This window comes from Paraburkholderia lebeckiae, assembly GCF_050436325.1.
GTDB lineage: Bacteria > Pseudomonadota > Gammaproteobacteria > Burkholderiales > Burkholderiaceae > Paraburkholderia > Paraburkholderia tuberum.
On record NZ_JBNDLZ010000003.1, the window covers coordinates 3,905,538 to 3,927,554 of the forward strand.

At 63.2% G+C, this 22,017-nt stretch carries 17 protein-coding genes and 1 tRNA gene; 8 read left to right on the forward strand and 10 right to left on the reverse strand.

The features are described from left to right. Positions 1-119: 119 nt before the first annotated feature. The 6 genes from OKW44_RS36075 to OKW44_RS36100 all read right to left on the reverse strand — a co-directional run bounded on the left by OKW44_RS36075 (position 120) and on the right by OKW44_RS36100 (position 6,098). The gene (locus OKW44_RS36075; protein WP_018421101.1) at positions 120-944 is read right to left on the reverse strand and encodes a phosphodiesterase; all 825 of its coding nucleotides are present in this window, start codon (positions 942-944) and stop codon (positions 120-122) included. A 57-nt stretch (positions 945-1,001) separates the two neighbouring features. Further along, complete coding sequence (locus OKW44_RS36080) at positions 1,002-2,048, reverse strand: ABC transporter ATP-binding protein (RefSeq protein WP_018421100.1); 1,047 nt, start codon at positions 2,046-2,048, stop codon at positions 1,002-1,004. Further along, on the reverse strand, positions 2,045-2,965 hold the full coding sequence (locus OKW44_RS36085; protein WP_026225927.1) for an ABC transporter permease: 921 nt from the start codon (positions 2,963-2,965) through the stop codon (positions 2,045-2,047). Before OKW44_RS36085 ends, OKW44_RS36080 begins: the two co-directional genes overlap by 4 nt. A gap of 50 nt (positions 2,966-3,015) precedes the next feature. After that, positions 3,016-3,840 (reverse strand): ABC transporter permease, encoded by an 825-nt coding sequence (locus OKW44_RS36090; protein WP_013089865.1) that lies wholly within the window; start codon positions 3,838-3,840, stop codon positions 3,016-3,018. Further along, positions 3,837-4,919 (reverse strand): ABC transporter substrate-binding protein, encoded by a 1,083-nt coding sequence (locus tag OKW44_RS36095; protein ID WP_018421098.1) that lies wholly within the window; start codon positions 4,917-4,919, stop codon positions 3,837-3,839. Before OKW44_RS36095 ends, OKW44_RS36090 begins: the two co-directional genes overlap by 4 nt. Positions 4,920-5,003: 84 nt before the next feature. Next, positions 5,004-6,098, reverse strand: a complete 1,095-nt coding sequence (locus tag OKW44_RS36100) for a substrate-binding domain-containing protein (protein ID WP_018421097.1) — start codon at positions 6,096-6,098, stop codon at positions 5,004-5,006. 144 nt (positions 6,099-6,242) lie between these two features. Here OKW44_RS36100 and OKW44_RS36105 point away from each other — a divergent pair. Together OKW44_RS36105 and OKW44_RS36110 are read left to right on the forward strand one after the other, a co-directional pair. Then, positions 6,243-6,327, forward strand: a tRNA-Leu gene (locus OKW44_RS36105). A gap of 237 nt (positions 6,328-6,564) precedes the next feature. Continuing rightward, positions 6,565-6,930 carry a hypothetical protein gene (locus OKW44_RS36110; RefSeq protein WP_162633979.1) on the forward strand — a complete coding sequence of 122 codons (366 nt, stop codon included), beginning with the start codon at positions 6,565-6,567 and terminating at the stop codon, positions 6,928-6,930. Here OKW44_RS36110 and OKW44_RS36115 read toward each other — a convergent pair. From OKW44_RS36115 to OKW44_RS36125, 3 genes are all read right to left on the reverse strand, one after another. Then, positions 6,899-7,444 (reverse strand): cation:proton antiporter domain-containing protein, encoded by a 546-nt coding sequence (locus OKW44_RS36115; protein WP_018421095.1) that lies wholly within the window; start codon positions 7,442-7,444, stop codon positions 6,899-6,901. The two genes, OKW44_RS36110 and OKW44_RS36115, sit on opposite strands and share 32 nt — an antisense overlap. Before the next feature lie 437 nt (positions 7,445-7,881). Continuing rightward, positions 7,882-7,986 carry a BCCT family transporter gene (locus tag OKW44_RS36120; protein ID WP_113061947.1) on the reverse strand — a complete coding sequence of 35 codons (105 nt, stop codon included), beginning with the start codon at positions 7,984-7,986 and terminating at the stop codon, positions 7,882-7,884. Positions 7,987-8,351: 365 nt separating this feature from the next. After that, the gene (locus OKW44_RS36125) at positions 8,352-8,483 is read right to left on the reverse strand and encodes a hypothetical protein (RefSeq protein WP_018421093.1); all 132 of its coding nucleotides are present in this window, start codon (positions 8,481-8,483) and stop codon (positions 8,352-8,354) included. Positions 8,484-9,020: 537 nt separating this feature from the next. On the opposite strand from OKW44_RS36125, the gene OKW44_RS36130 reads away from it, so the two are divergent. Continuing rightward, the gene (locus OKW44_RS36130; RefSeq protein ID WP_026225926.1) at positions 9,021-10,565 is read left to right on the forward strand and encodes a TolC family protein; all 1,545 of its coding nucleotides are present in this window, start codon (positions 9,021-9,023) and stop codon (positions 10,563-10,565) included. Positions 10,566-10,916: 351 nt separating this feature from the next. Here OKW44_RS36130 and OKW44_RS36135 read toward each other — a convergent pair whose 3' ends face one another. Further along, a complete protein-coding gene (locus OKW44_RS36135) occupies positions 10,917-14,969 on the reverse strand; it encodes a hypothetical protein (RefSeq protein ID WP_429412423.1) in 4,053 nt (1,350 codons plus the stop codon). Between OKW44_RS36135 and OKW44_RS36140 the strand changes: the two genes are divergently transcribed. From OKW44_RS36140 to OKW44_RS36160, 5 genes are all read left to right on the forward strand, one after another. After that, positions 14,868-19,697 (forward strand): Ig-like domain-containing protein, encoded by a 4,830-nt coding sequence (locus OKW44_RS36140; protein ID WP_280785262.1) that lies wholly within the window; start codon positions 14,868-14,870, stop codon positions 19,695-19,697. The genes OKW44_RS36135 and OKW44_RS36140 overlap by 102 nt on opposite strands. A gap of 180 nt (positions 19,698-19,877) precedes the next feature. Continuing rightward, positions 19,878-20,837 (forward strand): OmpA family protein, encoded by a 960-nt coding sequence (locus OKW44_RS36145; protein WP_429412424.1) that lies wholly within the window; start codon positions 19,878-19,880, stop codon positions 20,835-20,837. Positions 20,838-20,974: 137 nt separating this feature from the next. Next, on the forward strand, positions 20,975-21,223 hold the full coding sequence (locus tag OKW44_RS36150; protein ID WP_280785173.1) for a hypothetical protein: 249 nt from the start codon (positions 20,975-20,977) through the stop codon (positions 21,221-21,223). 87 nt (positions 21,224-21,310) lie between these two features. Then, complete coding sequence (locus tag OKW44_RS36155; protein WP_018417428.1) at positions 21,311-21,679, forward strand: hypothetical protein; 369 nt, start codon at positions 21,311-21,313, stop codon at positions 21,677-21,679. A gap of 30 nt (positions 21,680-21,709) precedes the next feature. Beyond that, positions 21,710-21,910 (forward strand): hypothetical protein, encoded by a 201-nt coding sequence (locus OKW44_RS36160; RefSeq protein ID WP_018417429.1) that lies wholly within the window; start codon positions 21,710-21,712, stop codon positions 21,908-21,910. Positions 21,911-22,017 lie beyond the last annotated feature (107 nt).

Here is a 22,017-nt window from a genome sequence, read left to right on the forward strand (position 1 = left end):
GGCCCATGCGCGGTCCTCAAGCGTGCCGATCATACCGGAGCGGCGGGGTTCGTGCTGACGGCCGCGCGAGGCTCGCCCGCGCATCCGGTGTCAGGCGGTTGCGAAGTGTGTCCGGCGGTTCAGTCGATCAACGCGCCAGCGTCGTAGAACGGATGCGGGCCGTCGGCCGCGTCGACATACGCATGATGCGTGACGATGCCCGTCGCCGAATCGTAGTAATGGAGCGCATACGCGGGTGGCTCCATCACGAACGCCGACGGTCCGTCCTCGCGAAAATCGAGCGCCACCTGGTGCGCGGGCGCTGGAATCGCGCTCGCGATCGTGCCGCCGAAGCGCACGAACATCGACCGATGCACGTGCCCGCAGAGCACGCGCTCGACGTTGGGATGCTGAGCGATCAACGCCGCGAGCTTGTGCGACGCCGCCCGGTCGAGCCGGATCTCGTCCATATGCCCGATGCCGCACGCGAACGGCGGGTGATGCAGCGCGACCACGACCGGCTTGCCGCGCGCCGCATCGAGCTGCCGCTCGAGCCACGCGAGCCGCGTGTCGCACAGCATGCCGGCGCTCGAACCGGTCACCAGCGAATCGAGCGCGATCACGCGCAGCGGGCCGACGTCGAGCGCGTACTGCACGAACTCGCCGCCGCTCAGCAATTCCTCGCGCTCGGGAAACGCCGCGCGCAGCGCGTTGCGTTCGTCGTGATTGCCGACCATCAGGAAGTAGGGAATCGCGAGCGGCGCGAGCAGTGTTTTCAGGTGTGCGTACTGCTGGGGGTCACCCTGATCGACGAGGTCGCCGGTGATCAACACCGCGTCGGGGCGCGGTGTGAGCGCGTTGAGCGCGTCGACGCAGCGCGCGAGGTAGGGGGCGGTATCGACGCGGCGATACGCGAGTGCGCCGGGTTGCTTGATATGCAGGTCGCTAATTTGAGCCAGCAGCATGACAGAGGTCCTTCGGGTTGCTTCGTGTTGGGAGCCAGGATGCGGCGCTGTTTTTACCTACGATAGCGCAATCAGTGCGTCCGGCTCGATCGAGATGCCGACCGGCGTGCCGCGCGCAAGCTCGATGCGGCCCGCGACGTCGACGAAAAGCGGCTCGGGCGCGGCACCGCCAATCGTCAGACGCGTGCGTTCGCCGAGGAACGCGGTGCTTTCGATCTGGCCGCGCAGCTGCGCGAGCGCGGGGTCGGTGAGCCGGGCATCCTCGGGGCGAAAGAAGATTTCGTGCGCGCCGCGTGCGTTCGACGCATGCGCGGGCAACGGCACGGCGCCGCCGCGCGTCGCCAGCATGCCGTCGCGCGGCTCGCCCGCGACACGGTTGATCGTGCCGACGAACTGCGCGACCGTGCGATTGGCCGGACGATAGTAGATGTCGCGCGGCGAACCGATCTGCTCGATGCGTCCGGCGCTCATCACGACGATGCGATCGCCGAGCTCCATCGCTTCGGCCTGATCGTGCGTCACGTAGACGGTCGTGATGCCGAGTTCGCGCAACAGCGCGTTCATCTCGCTGCGCAATGCGTCGCGCAGACGCGCGTCGAGCGCGGTCAGCGGTTCGTCGAGCAGCAGCACGCGCGGCTGCACCGCGAGTGCGCGCGCGAGCGCCACACGTTGACGCTGGCCGCCCGACAGTTGATCGATCGGTTTGTCGGCGTGCGCGATGAGCCGCATCATGCCGAGCAGTTCGTCGACGCGTTGTCGCGCGACTGCGGCCGGCACGCGTTTGATCTTCAGACCGTAGCCGATGTTGCCGCGCACGGTCAGATTCGGAAACAGCGCGTAGCTCTGGAACACCATGCCGACCGCGCGTTTTTCGATCGGCAGCGCGGTCACGTCGTCGTCGCCGAATGCGATGCGGCCGCCCGCGTCAGGTGTTTCGAGGCCCGCGATCAGGCGCAGCGTCGTCGTCTTGCCGCAGCCCGACGGTCCGAGCAGCACGAGGGTTTCGCCCGCGCCGATCGTCAGGTCGAGCGGTTCGAGCACGCGCGTGCCGCGAAACGTTTTGGCGCACTGCGTGAGCGTGATGGGAATCGAGGTCAGTTTCATGGCGTGTCGATGGGCTTCGCGGAAGAGGCGACGCCGCGCTTTTTCGATGCGCTGCGCTGGCCGGTCGCATCGACGCCGAGCCATTGCATCGCGACGAGCAGCGGCATCGTCATGATGAAGAACAGGATCGTGTACGCGCTGCCGATCTCGATGCGCATCGACGCGTAGGTGTCGGCGAGGCCCACCGGCAGCGTCTTCGTGTCGGGCGTGTGCAGCATCCACGTGAGGTTGAATTCGCCGATCGACAGCGTGAGCACCGCGAGCGCGCCCGCGACGATGCCTGGCCGCGCGTTCGGCAGCACGATGGTGACGAAGCGCGTGAAGAAGCTCGCGCCGAGGCTCGCCGCGCCTTCTTCGAGCGTACGCAGATTGCTGCTCGCGCAGACCGCCGCGACCGCGCGCACCATGAACGGCAGCGTGAACACCACATGCCCGACGACGATGAATGCCGCGCTCATCCGAAACGCCGTGAAGCCACCGTAGATCACCAGCAGCGCGAGTGCCGATGCGAGGCCGGGCAGCGCGATCGGCAGCACCAGAAACTCCTCGACGATGCGTGCGAAGCGCGTCTTGCTGCGCGCGAGCACATAGCCCGCGGGCACGCCGGTCAGTAGCGTGACGACGAGTGTCGCCGCGGCCACTTCGAGCGATAGCCACACCGAGTCGTGATACTGGATCCACACTTCGACGAGCCAACGCAGCGTCAGTCCGCTCGACACGCCCTTGAAGTAGTTGACCGTGAGCCCCGCGACAATCGACATGACGACCGGCACGATCAGGAACGCGCACAGCAGCAGTATGACGAACCATTGACCCGCGGCGAGCCATGTTCGCGTGGAAGGCCACGCGCGACGCGCGCGCGGTCCCGCTGCCGGTTGCGACGGAGATGAGGGCGAAGGGGCCGTGACTGAGTTCATGGATAGGTTGTCGTCGTGTGCGCTCATGCTGGCTTCAAGCGACGCGCCGTTCATGCGCTCGCCGCCACGCCCGAACCGCTCGCGCTGCGCGCGATCGCCAGCACCGCCCACGTGACGATGCCCAGCACGATCGACAGGCCCGCGGCCGTCACCATGTTGGCGTTCAGCGTGAACTCGGTATAGATGGTCATCGGCAGCACGTCGATGTCGGTGGCGAGCGTGAACGCCGTGCCGAACGCGCCCATCGCGGTCGCGAAGCACACGGCGCCCGCCGCGATCAGTCCGGGCGACAGCGCCGGCAACACGATGTCGCGCATGATGCGCCACGGCGATGCGCCGAGCGAGCGCGCGGCCTCTTCGAGCGATGCATCGAGCTTGGTCGCCGATGCCATCACGGTGACTATCACGCGCGGAATCGAGAAGTACAGATAGCCCAGAAACAGGCCGCTCATCGAATACGCGAACACCCAGCGATCGCCTGCGAGTTTCAGCGACAGCGCGCCGATCAACCCCTGACGTCCGGCGAGCATGATGACCATGAAGCCCACGACGACGCCCGGAAACGCGAGCGGAAACGTCAGCAGCGCGAGCAGCGTGCGCTTGCCGGCGAACTCTCGACGCGCGAGCAGCAGCCCCGCGATCACCGACAGCACCAGCGTGGCCGCCGTGACCGCCGCCGACAGCACGACGGTCGCGCCAAGGCTCGACATATAGCGCGGATTCGTCAGCATCGCGCGATAGGTCGCGAACGCGTGGCCGCCGCCGGAGAGCTGCGCGAGCGCGCCCATCGGCAGCAGCCAGAACGCGATGAACACCGCGAGCGCGGGCGCGAGCAACGCGATGCGCCAGCGCAGCGGGAACGTGACGTCGTTCAATGCATCACCTGCAGATAGCGCTCGCCGAAGCTCGACTGCTTGCCGGCCATCTTCGCAAAGTCGACAGGCTTCGCGCGCGCGTATTCGCTGGCGGGCAGGAACTGCGCGGCGGTCTGGGCGCTCATCGCACTCGCGCGCACCGGCCGCAGATACGCCTGCGCCCACAGCTTCTGGCCTTCGTCGGACAGCACGAAGTCGAGCACCTTCTTGCCGTTCGTTTCGTGCGGGGCGCCCTTCACGAGGCTCATCACGTACGGCACCGAAATCGTGCCTTCCTGCGGAATCACGAACTCGACGTTCGCGTGATCCTTGTACTTCGCGCGGTACGCGTCGAAGTCGTAGTCGAGCAGGATCGGAATTTCGCCGGACAGCACACGCGCGTACGCGGTTTGCTTCGGCACGATCGGCGCGTTCGCCTTGAGCTTTCTGAACCAGTCGAGACCCGGCTCGAAGTTGTCGAGCGTGCCGCCGAGCGCCTGGTTCACCGCGACCGCGCCCGCATAGCCGACGAACGCGCTCGACGGATCGAGATAACCGATCATGCCTTTGTATTCCGGCTTCAGCAGGTCGGCCCACGAGCGCGGCACCGGCTTGCCTTCGAGCGCGTCCTTGTTGACGAAGAAGCCGAGCGTGCCCGAGTGGATGGTGAACCAGTAGCCTTGCGGGTCTTTCAGGCCGGCGGGAATGTCGTCCCAGTGCGCGGGCTTGTACGGCTGGACCACGCCCTTGTCCTTGGCCTGGAACGCCGACGATACGCCGAGATACACGACGTCGGCGACCGGGCTTTTCTGCTCGGCCATCAGCTGTGCGATCGATTGTCCCGAGTTCTTGTTGTCGAACGGCACGCGAATGCCGGTCTTTTGCTGGATCGCCTTGATCTGGCTCGCCCAGTCGGCCCATTCGGGGGGGCAGTTGTAGCAGATCGCGGTTTCGTCGGCGTGCGCGGCTTGCGGCGCCAGCGCGACGAGCGCCGCGCCGGCGACGAGCAGGCTCGCCGGCAGTGCGGTCGCGGCGGCGCGCGAGAGTTTTTGCCACAGCGGTATGAGCGAGGATGCGAAGCGTGAGGTTGAGCGGGGCACTGCGGGTCTCCCTGTGTCGGATGGGTTGCGCGGGTTGGGGATAACAGCCAGGGCGCGCGTATGCGCGTGCCTTCATTGGGCTTCTTATGCGGGCGGCTTCTCGATGGCGGCCGCAGCGCTCGGGACGTGGGTCGGCGACGCTCCGTCGAGATTCGCGTGCGACCCGAGCGCCGCGATCGTCGCGCCTTCGCGCAAGCTATGCGGCAGCGTCAACGCGCGCGAGGTTGCGCAGAACGCGCGCGCGTCGCGCGCGACGCCGATGCGTGCGAGCAAGCGCTGCCACGCCGCACAGCCGATTTCGCGATTCGGCGCGCAGATGCTCGCGAGCGCCGGCGACAGCAGTTCGCCCATTGCGAGGCCGTCGAAGCCGAGAATCGACATGTCCTGCGGAATCCTCAGACGCGCGCGACGCAGGCCGCGCATCACGACCATCGCGAGCAGATCGTTGCTGCAGAAGAGGGCGGTCGGACGGTTTGCGCCGTGCGTCAGGTGCGCGAGCACGGACGGCGCGAGTTCGTCGGCGTTGAAATCGACTTCGAGCGCGGGCGCGGCCGTGAGGCCGGCCTGCTGCATCGCCTGCGTATAGCCGAGATGCCGCTGACGCGCGCGATCCGACGCCGCGAACGACCCGGCCAGCATCAGAATGCGGCGATGGCCGTGCGCGATGAGCCGGCGCACGCCGTCGTAGGCGGCGAGGCGATTGTCGACCGACACCGACGGGCGGCGCACCGTGTCGTTGTGCATCAGCACGTATAGCAGGCCGTCGCGGTCGAGTTCGTCGAGCAGCGGATGGGTGTCGGCATCGGCGACGGTCAGGATCAGTCCTTCGACGCGATGCTCGCGCAGCGTTTCGATTGCGTGACGTTCACGGTCCACGTCGTACTGCGTGGTCATCAGCATCAGCCGATAGCCTTGCGCTGACGCGAGATCGTCGATGCCTTGCAGGCATTCGGCGAACACCGGGTTCGCGAGCGTCGGCAGGACGACGCCGACGAGGCGCGTGCGCTCGCCGCGCAATTGCCGGCCGAGCGGGCTGGGGCGGAAGTTCAGCGCATCGATCGACTGACGTACCTTGTCGAGCGTGACGGGGTTCACGGTGTGCGGCGCGTTGATCGCGCGCGATACCGTGGCGATGGAAAAGCCCGCGTGGGCGGCGACATCCTTGATCGTCGGCGTCATCGGTTTGCGGCCCGCTGTAATCGTTTTCGTGAGCGGATTATCGGCAACGTTTGTGACTTGTGGATGAATGCGGGTGTCGGGCGCTTTTTTGGGGCTGCCGCGAGGCGATGGTAGAATTCGCGACCACGCGCGATTGCCACCTCTGCCGGGGTGATGAAATTGGTAAACATAGCGGACTTAAAATCCGCCGCCTTCGGGCCTGCCGGTTCAAGTCCGGTCCCCGGCACCACAAGACCAGTATGGGTTTCGCGGACTTCGCCATCTAGAGACGTCCGCTAGCCGTGCGGGTTTTTCTGCCCTAAACCGGATTCGTCGATTCCTTCCGTTTCTGACCGATCTTCGCCACTGCATCGGCTAGAAGGGTCATTCGACACCGGGCTAGGAATCTTAGCTATTCGACTAGCCTGAGCGCTGATGACTGTGCTTGCGTGCGCAGTGGCTTAATAAAAATCCAAGGGACGCGCGCATGGGCTATCCCCTTAAGACACGAAACGACGCTATGGATGAAATACTTGAAGCGCGCTACTCCGAGATCCTGGAGCGAATAGACCCGTCCTTTCTGGATCCCGCTATAGCGAAAGATCGAGGGCTTTCGACGCCATTTCTAGTGAGCGGGCCAAAAGATCCTGATGCGCGGCGCATCATGGTTATTGGCAGGGAATTCGGTGGAAAGGGTTGGATAGTACGGCCCGAGGGTGCTGGGGCAAGTGCGTACGTAGCAAAGGCGGTCGCCAAGCATCGCAAATTCCTCGAAGAATGGCTAAAGAAGGGTCCGGACAAGGGTTCCACATTCTTCAACTTCATGCGCGATTTGGGGAACCTTCGGTACTGAAGGACTTATCTACGCCAACCTGCTGTGCATCGATTTGGGGTGCGCCGGCCTTCTTGAGTACGCTAAGCACAGCGATCGGGTCGGTCGGCGAAATCAATGTCCCAAACGCCAGGCACCACAGCAGACTGATCGGGTGTCCAAGCAATTGAGCCACGTAATAGAACCCCGCTCCAGCCGCGCCAATGGAGATGAGTACACCGACAGTAGCCAACATCAGCACTACGCGCCGCTGCTCGCGCATGCGTGACAGGTCGACGTGAAGCGCTCCTGCGAAAAGTAGCAGGCTCAAAAAGCCATGAAATACGATATCGGAGAAGTCGATCCGGGTGACGATCTTGCGGGCCTGCGTAACCATCTCAGGATAGTGGAAAGCCAGCGCCGATACGATCAGGCAGGTGATCAATCCAACAGCTGTGATGCCGAGTGTATCGGGCAGCTTGATGTAGCGGTGGTTGATAACGCCAAAAATCGCGACTAGGGTGAACAACACTCCCGCCACCTGAAATACTGTCATAGGATAATTCCGTGCATTGCAATTAGAAGATCTGAAAAGAATTCAGCCGGACCGAACCGATAAGTACAACGATCAGGCCCGGAAGTCTATTCAGAAAACACATGGCGGTTCAAGCTGCGTGATTTTCCAGGACGGTCACGACGATTCGTGACACTAACGGATTTCAGCTCACGATCAACACGTTGTTTCCAATGGCCGCCAGCGGTGACAGGTCTGCACATTGGTGGTCGGCCATGTGTAGCGAGCTATGAGCGTAGTCGGTTTTCGGCCGGCGCCTCCGCCCGAAGGACAACATGAACATGATTATGGCAAGAGCCGATGCGGCAATGAGTGTTATCGCCGCGATCACCCTCAGACCCTCGCGGATTGCGTGATCGCACCGGCGGCAGCATGCGCATCGATCCTGATCGCGCTGTCTTCGAACACCGTTATCTATGTCAGATGATGGTTAGCACAAGCAGCGCGCCGACGACGAATTGACAGATCATATGACCCCGCGAAGTCCGCGCGATAAAAATGCCGGCTAAAGGCGGCCACGTAATCCGCCACTTTCAGTAGAGAATCGTCCGGTCATTGAGCCCGTCATCGGCGCGCAGAGATTCATATGCATAGCTACGCATCGACAAAGTGGCGAGATTCGACAGATAGTTGCCAGCGTTCTCGCCTAACCCTCGTACAAGGAGTGTGGTGGGTTCCGTCAAAATCACAATCAAAAGCAGATCGAAACCAAAGATCGATTTGCGGTGGTGAAGATTTTCCGTAGCGAGACTACTTGCCCTCAGACCTGCAGGTGACAGACAAAGTGGCTAACGACGCAGCAGTCGGCACTTTGGCATTACCCTTCTCCTTCACAGTTTCTCGCCCCGACAGGCGGAAATGCGTGAACCTGGAAGATATGTTGCACATCTTAGCGACGCGCGCCAAACAGATTTCGCAGCACCGACAGCATGCCCACGGGAACGAGACGGAAGTGGGGATGGTTCGCGATGCTTGCATGGCTGTGCGAGTTCGAAAATTCAATCAGAGAGAAGCGCTTCATGGCTATCTCCGTGCAGAACTCAAGAACATAAATGAGATGGTATGAGAATAACATTTTGCAGTATATCGAACTAGTCAGAAACGATGCCGCTCCCAGGACTTTCGAACGCGGCAGGAAATCGTGTGACAACTTCACTGTTCGGCACAGCCATGAACGTGCCCTATCCGCACCTCGCCGCACGCCTGTTCAACACGCCGCTCTCGCGCCAACGGTTCGATGAAAATAGGCGAGCAATGGGTCGGCCACTGTCGATACGGGCAGCCCTATCTGGTCAGACAATCGCGCGCGGAAGTGCTTGTGAAAGACTGCGAACTAAAAATTCGTACCAGTCTCACTATGTTGTCGCGGCTGTCTGATTTCGCGGGGTCACCGATATCCGGACAATTGGAGCCAGTACGAAATCTCGTGTTTCGTTCATCAGGTCACCAGAATTAGCCGAATCGATCCTTTAAACGACGAGCATTGCTTCATTGTTTTCTGAGTCTGGATTGCGGTTCAGGTGTCGCACCACATACTTCAATCTAACCGGTTACGATCATGACTCGAAACGATTTTCCTGACGTACAGGCTGCCGCGCCCCTCACCAACGGGGACGGTTTCTCCGCTTTGCGGCTCCGCCCCCTGTCATTGCTGGTTTCGTGGCTGCTGGTCGTGCTCGCCTTGCCGGCGAGTGCCATTGCGGGCGCTCAAACGAAGTCTGATCTGGCGCTGGCGAGCGATGCAGCAACTGCAAGCAGATCGACTCCGGTCGAGATTAAACAGCCGTCGATCCCGGGAAGCCATGCTCCTCCGGTGACGTTCTCACAGTGGCTCGAAACGCAACCGTCCAGTAGCGAGGGAGGACCTCCGGTGGATTCCGCCACGCTGCGCCGTATCTTCCTGAGCGCCGTCGAGGAAGCGGAGAAGCGCAGTCCCGAAGTCGGGCAGGCGTATGCCGCCTACGAAGCCGCGAAATCAGACGTCGACGAAGCGAAAGGCTTGCGGTGGCCGCAAGTCGACATCGGTTCGCAGACACAGGGTGTGCAATTTGGTCCCGGTAATCGAAATGGCTCCAACAACGGGAACGTAGTGACGGCGAACGTCACGACAACGGTGTACGACTGGGGGCGCACAAAGAACACAATCGGAAGTCGTGAACAACTCTCGGATGCCGCGCTCAGTAGTTATGTAGCGGCCCGCAATCAGAATGCGTTCGAGGTGACGAGCACGCTCGTTGAACTGGGCAAACAGCGCACGATCGTTGACGTGAGCCAGCAATTTGTTGAGCGTATGGCCACGCTCGTGAAGATGCTCAGCGAAATTGTGGCTGTCGACCGTGGTCGCGGCAGCGAACTCACGCAGGCCAAGGCGCGTCTGCTGCAGGCTGAAGCTGCGCGCGATTCAGCGCAAGCGAAGGCACGTGATGCGGAACTGACGTTGCAAAAGCTGCTGGGCGAAAGCGTACCGCCGATTCCGCATGCGCGCGACTGGCCGCTCCAACCGGGCAATCTGCCGCAACTCCTGGAGCGGGTGAATGCTCATCCGAGCTTGCATCAGATTCAGTCCGAGGCAAATGCGGCCGACCTGAATGCCAAAGTGGTGAAAGCGTCGGGCCTGCCGTCGGTGAATTGGGTTGTCAATGCGAATGCCGGAATCGGAGGCACGGGCGCGGGACAACGTGCGCCATGGCAAACCATGTTGACGCTCAACTGGGCGGCATTCCGCGGCGGTTCGACGCAGGCGGCGACGGCTGCGGCAGGGTACCGGGCACAGGCTTCGTGGCAGCGCCTCGACCAGCAGCGGCGTGACCTCGAGTATGGCATTCGCACCGCGGATCAGGATGCGCACACCATGCTCAGCCGTGCGGAGCAGTATAAACGCCTCTCTGCTGAAACCGATCAGGTGCGCAAGGCCTTCTTCGAACAGTGGTACCACCTGGGCAAACGAACCCTGCTCGATGTGCTCCTTGCGGAGAACGATCACTACGGCAACAGCGTGAGCGAAGTGATGAACCGGTTCGATGGCTACGCGGCGGTACTGCGGGAGCACGCATCCGCGGGTTCGCTGGTTGACTGGCTGGAGACCGGGCGCTCCGGCGGTTAGGTGTTGCGGATCAGAGCCGCACCGGATACAGGGCTTCGCGATGGGCTGCCTTCCTTTCTGGATGGCGGCCCTTTTTGCGTCTGGCGCACAGAGGCGAGAAACATCGGACAACTGCCTGTTTAACCCTTACGCAGTCGTGCATAGGCACCGCTGCTCGCGATTCCCGTGCCGAGAAATGTCTCGTTTCTGTCTCGTCCAAATTCGAACTCGTCATATTTCGTTTTATTGCTCACCCATCAAGAATAGAGGTAGAGCAGCATTCTTACGACTGCCATGTCGCCATTTTCTATCTATACGCTGGCCAGGTGGACCAGCATACGCACTTAAAGAGGCACTACTATGAGTACCAGTTCAGTGAAGCTGGCCGTTGTCGACGGCAGCACCATCAAGCAGACTGTTGAATTGCGCGGGTCCGCGCAAGGCGCTCCCGTTCGTGTAAGCGCCATCAAAGGTGGCAAATTCATTCTGGCCGAGAGCAAGACCGGCCACGGCCCCGAAAACATTACCGTGCGACGCTCCGGCAAGCATCTTCTGGTCAGCCTGGAAGGGGCGGAGCTCGACCAGCCGCAACTGATCATTGAGGACTTCTACGGCAATGAAGGCGAGCTGGTCGGCCTGGGTGAAGACGGGTCGTATCACGAATATATCGCTGCGGACGGCGAGGATGATCATGAGGCCGCTTTTCTTGTGGATGGCGCGGACTCGCCTCTGGTTCTGGGTGCGGCGCAACTGAACGGTTTCGGCGCGAATCTCGTCGCCGCGCCGGGTGTCGGTCTGGTGGGCTTCGGCCTCCTGGGCCTGGGCGCGCTTGCCGCGCTGGGTGCGGGGATTGCTGCCGCGAGCGGTGGTGGTAATGGCGGCAGCGCTCCTGCTGTAGTGGATGAACAGACGCCGCCGGGTGCAGTTGACGACGATACGGATGCGGATGCAGATGCCGATGCGGATGCCGATGCCGATGCCGATGCGGACGCGGACGCCGACGCGGACGCGGATGCGGATGCGGATGCGGATGCGGACGCGGACGCGGACGCGGATGCTGATGCCGACGCGGATGCAGATGCGGATGCAGATGCAGATGCAGATGCGGACGCGGATGCTGATGCTGATGCTGATGCAGATGCCGATGCCGATGCCGATGCGGATGCCGATGCGGACGCCGATGCGGACGCCGATGCGGACGCGGATGCTGACGCGGACGCCGATGCGGATGCGGATGCGGACGCGGACGCGGACGCGGATGCTGATGCCGACGCGGATGCTGATGCGGATGCTGACGCTGATGCGGATGCAGATGCAGATGCAGATGCAGATGCAGATGCGGATGCAGATGCGGACGCGGACGCGGACGCGGATGCCGATGCGGATGCGGACGCCGATGCGGATGCAGATGCCGATGCGGATGCCGATGCGGACGCGGACGCCGACGCGGACGCGGACGCGGACGCCGATGCGGACGCCGATGCGGACGCGGATGCGGATGCTGACGCGGACGCCGATGCGGACGCCGATGCGGATGCGGATGCGGATGCGGATGCGGACGCGGACGCGGATGCTGATGCCGACGCGGATGCTGATGCGGATGCTGACGCTGATGCGGATGCGGATGCAGATGCAGATGCAGATGCAGATGCAGATGCGGATGCGGATGCGGATGCAGATGCAGATGCAGATGCGGACGCGGATGCTGATGCTGATGCTGATGCTGATGCTGATGCTGATGCTGATGCAGATGCCGATGCCGATGCCGATGCCGATGCCGATGCGGATGCCGATGCTGACGCGGATGCGGATGCGGATGCTGATGCAGATGCCGATGCAGATGCAGATGCCGACGCGGATGCTGATGCCGATGCCGATGCCGATGCCGATGCCGATGCCGATGCCGATGCCGATGCCGATGCCGATGCCGATGCTGACGCCGACGCGGATGCGGATGCCGACGCGGATGCTGATGCGGATGCGGATGCCGATGCCGATGCCGACGCGGATGCTGACGCCGATGCGGATGCCGATGCGGATGCGGACGCGGATGCGGATGCCGATGCGGACGCCGATGCTGACGCAGATGCGGATGCCGATGCGGACGCCGATGCGGATGCGGATGCCGATGCCGATGCCGATGCCGATGCGGATGCGGATGCCGACGCGGATGCGGATGCCGACGCGGATGCTGATGCCGACGCGGATGCCGATGCGGACGCGGACGCGGATGCTGACGCGGATGCCGATGCGGACGCCGATGCTGACGCAGATGCGGATGCCGATGCGGATGCAGATGCCGATGCGGACGCGGATGCGGATGCGGATGCGGATGCGGATGCGGACGCGGACGCGGACGCGGACGCCGATGCGGACGCCGATGCGGATGCGGATGCGGATGCGGATGCGGATGCGGATGCCGACGCGGATGCGGATGCCGACGCGGATGCTGATGCCGACGCGGATGCCGATGCGGACGCGGACGCGGATGCTGACGCGGATGCCGATGCGGACGCCGATGCTGACGCAGATGCGGATGCCGATGCGGATGCAGATGCCGATGCGGACGCGGATGCGGATGCGGATGCGGACGCCGATGCGGATGCGGATGCGGATGCGGACGCGGACGCCGATGCGGACGCCGATGCGGATGCGGATGCGGATGCGGACGCGGATGCTGATGCCGACGCGGATGCGGATGCTGACGCTGACGCTGATGCCGACGCGGATGCGGATGCGGATGCTGACGCGGATGCCGATGCTGACGCCGACGCGGATGCGGATGCCGACGCGGATGCGGATGCCGATGCGGATGCCGACGCCGATGCGGATGCTGACGCCGACGCCGACGCGGATGCTGATGCTGATGCGGATGCTGACGCCGACGCGGATGCTGATGCTGACGCCGATGCGGATGCTGACGCCGATGCGGATGCTGACGCCGATGCGGATGCTGACGCCGATGCGGATGCGGACGCTGATGCTGATGCAGATGCTGATGCTGATGCAGATGCTGATGCGGATGCAGATGCGGACGCGGACGCGGATGCCGACGCGGATGCGGATGCGGATGCGGATGCGGATGCTGACGCGGATGCTGATGCCGACGCGGATGCCGATGCGGATGCTGATGCGGATGCGGATGCTGACGCGGATGCGGATGCGGATGCTGACGCGGATGCTGACGCCGACGCCGACACTGATGCTGATGCGGATGCTGATGCGGATGCTGATGCGGATGCTGACGCCGATGCGGATGCGGATGCGGATGCTGATGCTGATGCTGATGCGGATGCGGATGCGGATGCGGATGCAGATGCAGATGCTGATGCCGACGCGGATGCGGATGCTGACGCTGACGCTGATGCCGACGCGGATGCGGATGCGGATGCGGATGCTGACGCGGATGCGGATGCGGACGCCGACGCGGATGCGGATGCCGACGCGGATGCGGATGCCGATGCGGATGCCGACGCCGACGCCGATGCGGATGCTGACGCCGACGCCGACGCCGACGCGGATGCTGATGCTGATGCGGATGCTGACGCGGATGCGGATGCGGATGCGGATGCTGACGCGGATGCTGACGCCGACACTGATGCTGATGCGGACGCGGACGCGGATGCTGACGCGGATGCCGATGCTGACGCAGATGCGGATGCCGATGCGGACGCCGATGCGGATGCAGATGCCGATGCGGATGCCGATGCCGATGCCGATGCCGATGCGGATGCGGATGCGGATGCGGATGCGGATGCGGATGCGGATGCGGATGCGGACGCGGACGCGGACGCCGATGCGGACGCCGACGCCGATGCGGATGCGGATGCTGATGCGGATGCGGACGCGGATGCGGACGCGGACGCGGATGCTGATGCCGACGCGGATGCTGATGCTGACGCTGATGCGGATGCAGATGCAGATGCAGATGCAGATGCAGATGCAGATGCCGACGCGGATGCTGATGCAGATGCCGATGCGGATGCTGACGCTGATGCGGATGCTGACGCCGACGCCGACGCCGACGCCGACGCCGACGCCGACGCCGACGCTGATGCTGATGCTGATGCGGACGCGGACGCCGACGCCGACGCCGACGCGGATGCTGACGCGGATGCGGATGCGGATGCGGATGCGGATGCGGACGCGGACGCGGACGCCGATGCCGATGCCGATGCCGATGCCGATGTTGATGCGCCGGACCAGCCAGTCATTGGCGAAGTGATTGACGACGTGGGTCTGGTTCAGGGACCGGTGGGCAATGGCGAGAGCACGGACGACACGACGCCGACGCTGGTGGGCAAGGGCGAACCGGGTGACACGATCGTCGTGATCGACAACGGCACGCCGGTTGGCGAGACGAAGGTCGACGAGGATGGCAACTGGAGCTTCACGCCGGATACGCCGCTGGACGAAGGCGAGCACGAGTTCACGGTGGTGGAGCGTGATCCCGCGGGCAACGAAAGCAGGCCGTCGGAGCCGCACGTGGTGATCGTGGACACGACGCCGCCGGACCAGCCGGTCATTGGCGAAGTGATTGACGACGAAGGTCCGATCCAGGGTGCTGTGGACAATGGCGGCAGCACGGACGACACGACGCCGACGCTGGTGGGCAAGGGCGAACCGGGTGACACGATCGTCGTGATCGACAACGGCACGCCGGTTGGCGAGACGGAGGTCGACGAGGATGGCAACTGGAGCTTCACGCCTGATACGCCGCTGGACGAAGGCGAGCACGAGTTCACGGTGGTGGAGCGTGATCCCGCGGGCAACGAAAGCAGGCCGTCGGAGCCGCACGTGGTAGTCGTGGACACGACTGCGCCGGACCAGCCAGTCATTGGCGAAGTGATTGACGACGTGGGTCTGGTTCAGGGACCGGTGGGCAATGGCGAGAGCACGGACGACACGACGCCGACGCTGGTGGGCAAGGGCGAACCGGGTGACACGATCGTCGTGATCGACAACGGCACGCCGGTTGGCGAGACGAAGGTCGACGAGGACGGCAACTGGAGCTTCACGCCGGACACGCCGCTGGACGAAGGCGAGCACGAGTTCACGGTGGTGGAGCGTGATCCCGCGGGCAACGAAAGCAGGCCGTCGGAGCCGCACGTGGTGCTCGTGGACACGACGCCGCCGGACCAGCCGGTCATTGGCGAAGTGATTGACGACGTGGGTCTGGTTCAGGGACCGGTGGGCAATGGGGAGAGCACGGACGACACGACGCCGACGCTGGTGGGCAAGGGCGAACCGGGTGACACGATCGTCGTGATCGACAACGGCACGCCGGTTGGCGAGACGGAGGTCGACGAGGACGGCAACTGGAGTTTCACGCCTGATACGCCGCTGGACGAAGGCGAGCACGAGTTCACGGTGGTGGAGCGCGATCCCGCGGGCAACGAAAGCAGGCCGTCGGAGCCGCACGTGGTGATCGTGGACACGACTGCGCCGGACCAGCCAGTCATTGGCGAAGTGATTGACGACGTGGGTCTGGTTCAGGGACCGGTGGGCAATGGCGAGAGCACGGACGACACGACGCCGACGCTGGTGGGCAAGGGCGAACCGGGTGACACGATCGTCGTGATCGACAACGGCACGCCGGTTGGCGAGACGGAGGTCGACGAGGACGGCAACTGGAGCTTCACGCCGGACACGCCGCTGGACGAAGGCGAGCACGAGTTCACGGTGGTGGAGCGTGATCCCGCGGGCAACGAAAGCAGGCCGTCGGAGCCGCACGTGGTGATCGTGGACACGACTGCGCCGGACCAGCCAGTCATTGGCGAAGTGATTGACGACGTGGGTCTGGTTCAGGGACCGGTGGGCAATGGCGAGAGCACGGACGACACGACGCCGACGCTGGTGGGCAAGGGCGAACCGGGTGACACGATCGTCGTGATCGACAACGGCACGCCGGTTGGCGAGACGAAGGTCGACGAGGACGGCAACTGGAGCTTCACGCCGGACACGCCGCTGGACGAAGGCGAGCACGAGTTCACGGTGGTGGAGCGTGATCCCGCGGGCAACGAAAGCAGGCCGTCGGAGCCGCACGTGGTGATCGTGGACACGACTGCGCCGGACCAGCCAGTCATTGGCGAAGTGATTGACGACGTGGGTCTGGTTCAGGGACCGGTGGGCAATGGGGAGAGCACGGACGACACGACGCCGACGCTGGTGGGCAAGGGCGAACCGGGTGACACGATCGTCGTGATCGACAACGGCACGCCGGTTGGCGAGACGGAGGTCGACGAGGATGGCAACTGGAGCTTCACGCCTGATACGCCGCTGGACGAAGGCGAGCACGAGTTCACGGTGGTGGAGCGTGATCCCGCGGGCAACGAAAGCAGGCCGTCGGAGCCGCACGTGGTGATCGTGGACACGACGCCGCCGGACCAGCCAGTCATTGGCGAAGTGATTGACGACGTGGGTCTGGTTCAGGGACCGGTGGGCAATGGGGAGAGCACGGACGACACGACGCCGACGCTGGTGGGCAAGGGCGAACCGGGTGACACGATCGTCGTGATCGACAACGGCACGCCGGTTGGCGAGACGGAGGTCGACGAGGACGGCAACTGGAGCTTCACGCCGGATACGCCGCTGGACGAAGGCGAGCACGAGTTCACGGTGGTGGAGCGTGATCCCGCGGGCAACGAAAGCAGGCCGTCGGAGCCGCACGTGGTAGTCGTGGACACGACTGCGCCGGACCAGCCAGTCATTGGCGAAGTGATTGACGACGTGGGTCTGGTTCAGGGACCGGTGGGCAATGGCGAGAGCACGGACGACACGACGCCGACGCTGGTGGGCAAGGGCGAACCGGGTGACACGATCGTCGTGATCGACAACGGCACGCCGGTTGGCGAGACGGAGGTCGACGAGGACGGCAACTGGAGTTTCACGCCTGATACGCCGCTGGACGAAGGCGAGCACGAGTTCACGGTGGTGGAGCGTGATCCCGCGGGCAACGAAAGCAGGCCGTCGGAGCCGCACGTGGTGATCGTGGACACGACTGCGCCGGACCAGCCAGTCATTGGCGAAGTGATTGACGACGTGGGTCTGGTTCAGGGACCGGTGGGCAATGGGGAGAGCACGGACGACACGACGCCGACGCTGGTGGGCAAGGGCGAACCGGGTGACACGATCGTCGTGATCGACAACGGCACGCCGGTTGGCGAGACGGAGGTCGACGAGGATGGCAACTGGAGCTTCACGCCTGATACGCCGCTGGACGAAGGCGAGCACGAGTTCACGGTGGTGGAGCGTGATCCCGCGGGCAACGAAAGCAGGCCGTCGGAGCCGCACGTGGTAGTCGTGGACACGACGCCGCCGGACCAGCCGGTCATTGGCGAAGTGATTGACGACGAAGGTCCGATCCAGGGTGCTGTGGACAATGGCGGCAGCACGGACGACACGACGCCGACGCTGGTGGGCAAGGGCGAACCGGGTGACACGATCGTCGTGATCGACAACGGCACGCCGGTTGGCGAGACGGAGGTCGACGAGGATGGCAACTGGAGCTTCACGCCTGATACGCCGCTGGACGAAGGCGAGCATGAGTTCACGGTGGTGGAACGCGATCCGGCGGGCAATGAAAGCAGGCCGTCGGAGCCGTGGACCGTGATCGTGGAGCCTAGGGAGCCTGTGCTCGCGCATGTCACCTATATGGGCAAGGATAGCGGCACCGTCGACTTCCTGACCCATGACGGTTCAGCGGGGCGCCTGATCATGGGTTCGCTGACGGCGGAACTGGCGGCTGGCGAGATGGTTCAGGTCTCAACGGACGATGGCAAGACGTGGCACGACGCGTTGATCGACGATAAGGGAAACTGGTTGTTCCAGGACGATACGGCGCACGTCGCCGACTGGACGATACAGACACGCGTGGCCGATGCGTACGGCAACAGCGGCGAGGTGGTATCGCAAGATGTAGCGCTCGAGACGACGGGCCCGGGTGCGCCGATCTCGTGGGAGGTACGTGGTAATAAGCTGGTGATCGTATTGCCTGAAGGTGCGGCAGCGGGTGATAGAGTCATCTATAACAACGCGACCGTCAATTCGATTGAATCAGGTTACGAGCTGACGCCTTCCGACATCGCCTCGGGGATTGCAGTCGTGGATTGTTTTGTCTTGGAAGTGGGTTCGTGGATTAGCGCGGTTGGGCTTGTTGATGGTGCTGGCAATCTCTATTTGAACACCCATCACCATGAGGACTTTGAAACTGTGACGTGGAGTATAGGAGCGGATCAGAAACTTATCGGCTTCAACGGCTTTACTCTGGACTCAACTAAGGTGAACGGCTATTCGTCGTCTGGGGGGGACAGAGGTCTTGTGCTCGGGCCGAAGGGGGCATTGGTGTCGGAATCCATCAACATCGAGCTCGAAGACCCCGCAAGTTCGGTGTCGCTCCGTTTGAGCAAGGTTGGTATCGGTTCGGGCAACTACATAGCGTATCTGGATGCAGCAGGACACGAGATTGGAAGAACCGCTATCACTGCAAGTACTGGCAGCGTGGACTATCACTTTGACGCGCCGTTAAACGGCGAGCCGATCGCCACGGTCAAATTGGTGTTCGGCTTCTCGCAGGACAGCGTTAGTCTTCTGGACTTCTCTTTCGATACTGTTGTCAATGGGCTACATGCCTGCTATGGACCTTTCGTCGGCGACGATGAGAGCAACGTGTTCCAGTTCGGTCAACCTGAGCTTGGACCGGCGTTTACGGAGGCGATAGGTTTGGCGAGTTTCCAGGGTGGCAGTGTCTCTTTTGATGGCGAAGGCGGTATCGATACGCTGAAGCTGTCAGGAGCAGGCTTGACCTTGGACCTGCTTAACGAGCATCACGGCAAGCTGTCGTCGATTGAAGTGTTCGACATCACTGGCACGGGCAACAACACGCTCAGGCTTTCGCTGGGCGATGTGCTCGATCTGGGCGGCAAGGACCTGTTCGTTGCCGACGGCCGCACGCAGGTGATGGTCAAGGGCAATGCGGGGGACAAGGTCGACCTGTCCGATCTGCTGCCGGACGGAGGCGACGTCGGCAACTGGATGCAGCAGTCTGGCACCACGACCGTGGGCGGCGTCGCGTATGACGTCTTCTACCACTCGGGTCTGAACGCCGAACTGCTGGTACAGCACGGTGTCGATACGACGCTGCTTAACCACTGAACTCCGGATGATCCGCGACGCATGACCTGCGTCGCGGACCCGGAATCACCAACCATTTAATCAGGCTCCCTGAGCAGCATCGCTGCTGCCCGGGGGACCGTTTTTGACGAACTGATCATGACTTTCAATAAAACCCTGAAGCATGCGCTCGCAGGCGCATTGCTCGTGACAGCCGGCATCTTGCCCGCCGTCGCACAGCACACTTTCTCCAACCAGCAGTCGCTGGCTACCCGGGCAGGCGCATCCGGTGCCGGACCGATGGCCGGCGCCGGCACACAGCCGGGCAAGGTATTCGGCCAGACCTACGCGCCGGTTGGCCAGGTCGGCCCGCAGCAGGCGCAGATCGTCTACTACCGTGATGCATCCGCGGGTGCGGGCCGGTCGGCCGCTGCCGACGTCTACGTTGATGGCGAACTGCAGACCGCATTGCTGCCCCATGGCTACAGCATCTTCTGCGTCAAGCCGGGCCAACACACGCTGGGCGCGTACATCCACGATGCACCGCTGTACACAGGCAAGACCACCGGTGGATCCCGCGCTGAACTGAAGGGCGGCACGACCTACTTCGTAAAGGTCGCGCCGGCTGGCAGCAATGACGCACCGATCATGGTGCCGCGCAACGAAGCCGAAGCCCAGTTGCAAGGCATGCGCGCCCAGATGCACGTGCTTTCCCGCGCATCGGCAGTGGAGGCGTGTGACCCTGCGTCGATCCCGGTGACGTCAGCCCCGGTGGCGCAGCCTGTCGCGGCGAAAGAATACACGCTCAAGGGCGACACGCTGTTCGCCTTCGGCAAGTCTGGCAATCGCGACATGACCGGCAAAGGCCGGGCGGAGATTTCGCGACTTGCTGAGCGGATTCTCGCCGAGAACGCATCGCTGGAGGCCGTCACGGTGATTGGCCACGCAGACCTGATCGGGTCGGACGCAGCGGCGCAGAAGCTTGGCGAGCAGCGTGCGATGACGGTTCGCCGGATGCTGATCGATCAGGGTATTCCGGCGCAGAAGATCACCGCGGAAAGCGCGGGCAATTCCGATCCGGTGGTCGCCGACTGCAGCGGCACGATGCAGCAGAAGATTGCCTGCAATGAGCCCAACCGCCGGGTGGTGGTGCAACTGAGTCTGTCGGGCCCGGCCCGATAAAGGCATGGGGGGATGCTGAGCCCTGATGTTGAGCCCTGAGGCGCGATCTTCCTGAATCGGGAAGGTCGCGTACCTACCGGCCTTTACCGCATGTCCAGGCAAACGGTGAGGGCCTTCCGAGAACGGGGAGTATCGCGATGACCAGACAAACAGAGATTCCTGCAATCAATGTGCTGCTCGCCTATGCAGAGTTGCGCGACAGGGATCAGGTATGTTTTAACGGGAAGCTCAATGAGTTCGTGTTTGCGTCCCGATCGAGCAAACGTGAGTTCATCGAGCAGTGGCAGCGAGCGCTCACGGCTACCGGAACAACGCCGATAGACACGAATCTTCAAAAAGAAGGGCACTGTCACGTGCAGTCAGATCTTCGGGCTGTAACGGATTAGTTGCGGTTGATTCAGGGCTAAATTCTTCCATGCACTGCGTGCGCGAGCACAGCGCTTGTTAAATGACATTTCTGGCCGGAACTCGCCATGTACTTTGCCAATCCGGGCAGGATCATTGGCAGCTTCTTCATCCGCCACCATGCCTTCCGGGTCCGCATTGACGACGTCGAGCACTATTTATCGGGTTTCGTCGCCTATCTGAACCATCTGGAATCGCAGCGGCATTCAATATTCTCCACGCTGGCGCGGGGGTGGAACGCCTCCCTGATCGGGGCGGCTACGCAGGGGACGTGGCTCACGCCGCCATCGGGGTGGACAGCAAGCGGCCTTTGCATTTACGCGCCTGCCATGCAGGCCGGGGGATCTCTGTTCCTGTCATTCGGCAAATGCAGCCGGGCCCGGCGGGCGTCATCACGAGCCGCGCACTGCGGATCAGGGCTCGCCCGCGCGGAGTAGTACAAACGACTCTCCGCTGAAACCGATCAGGTGCGCAAGGCCTTCTTCGAACAGTGGTACCACCTGGGCAAACGAACCCTGCTCGATGTGCTCCTTGCGGAGAACGATCACTACGGCAACAGCGTGAGCGAAGTGACGAACCGGTTCGATGGCTACGCGGCGGTACTGCGGGAGCACGCGTCCGCAGGTTCGCTCGTTGACTGGCTGGAGACCGGGCGCTCCGGCGGTTAGGTGTTGCGGATCAGAGCCGCACCGGATACAGGGCGTCGCGGTGGGCTGCCTTCCTTTCTGGATGGCGGCCCTTTTTGCGTCTGGCGCACAGAGGCGAGAAACATCGG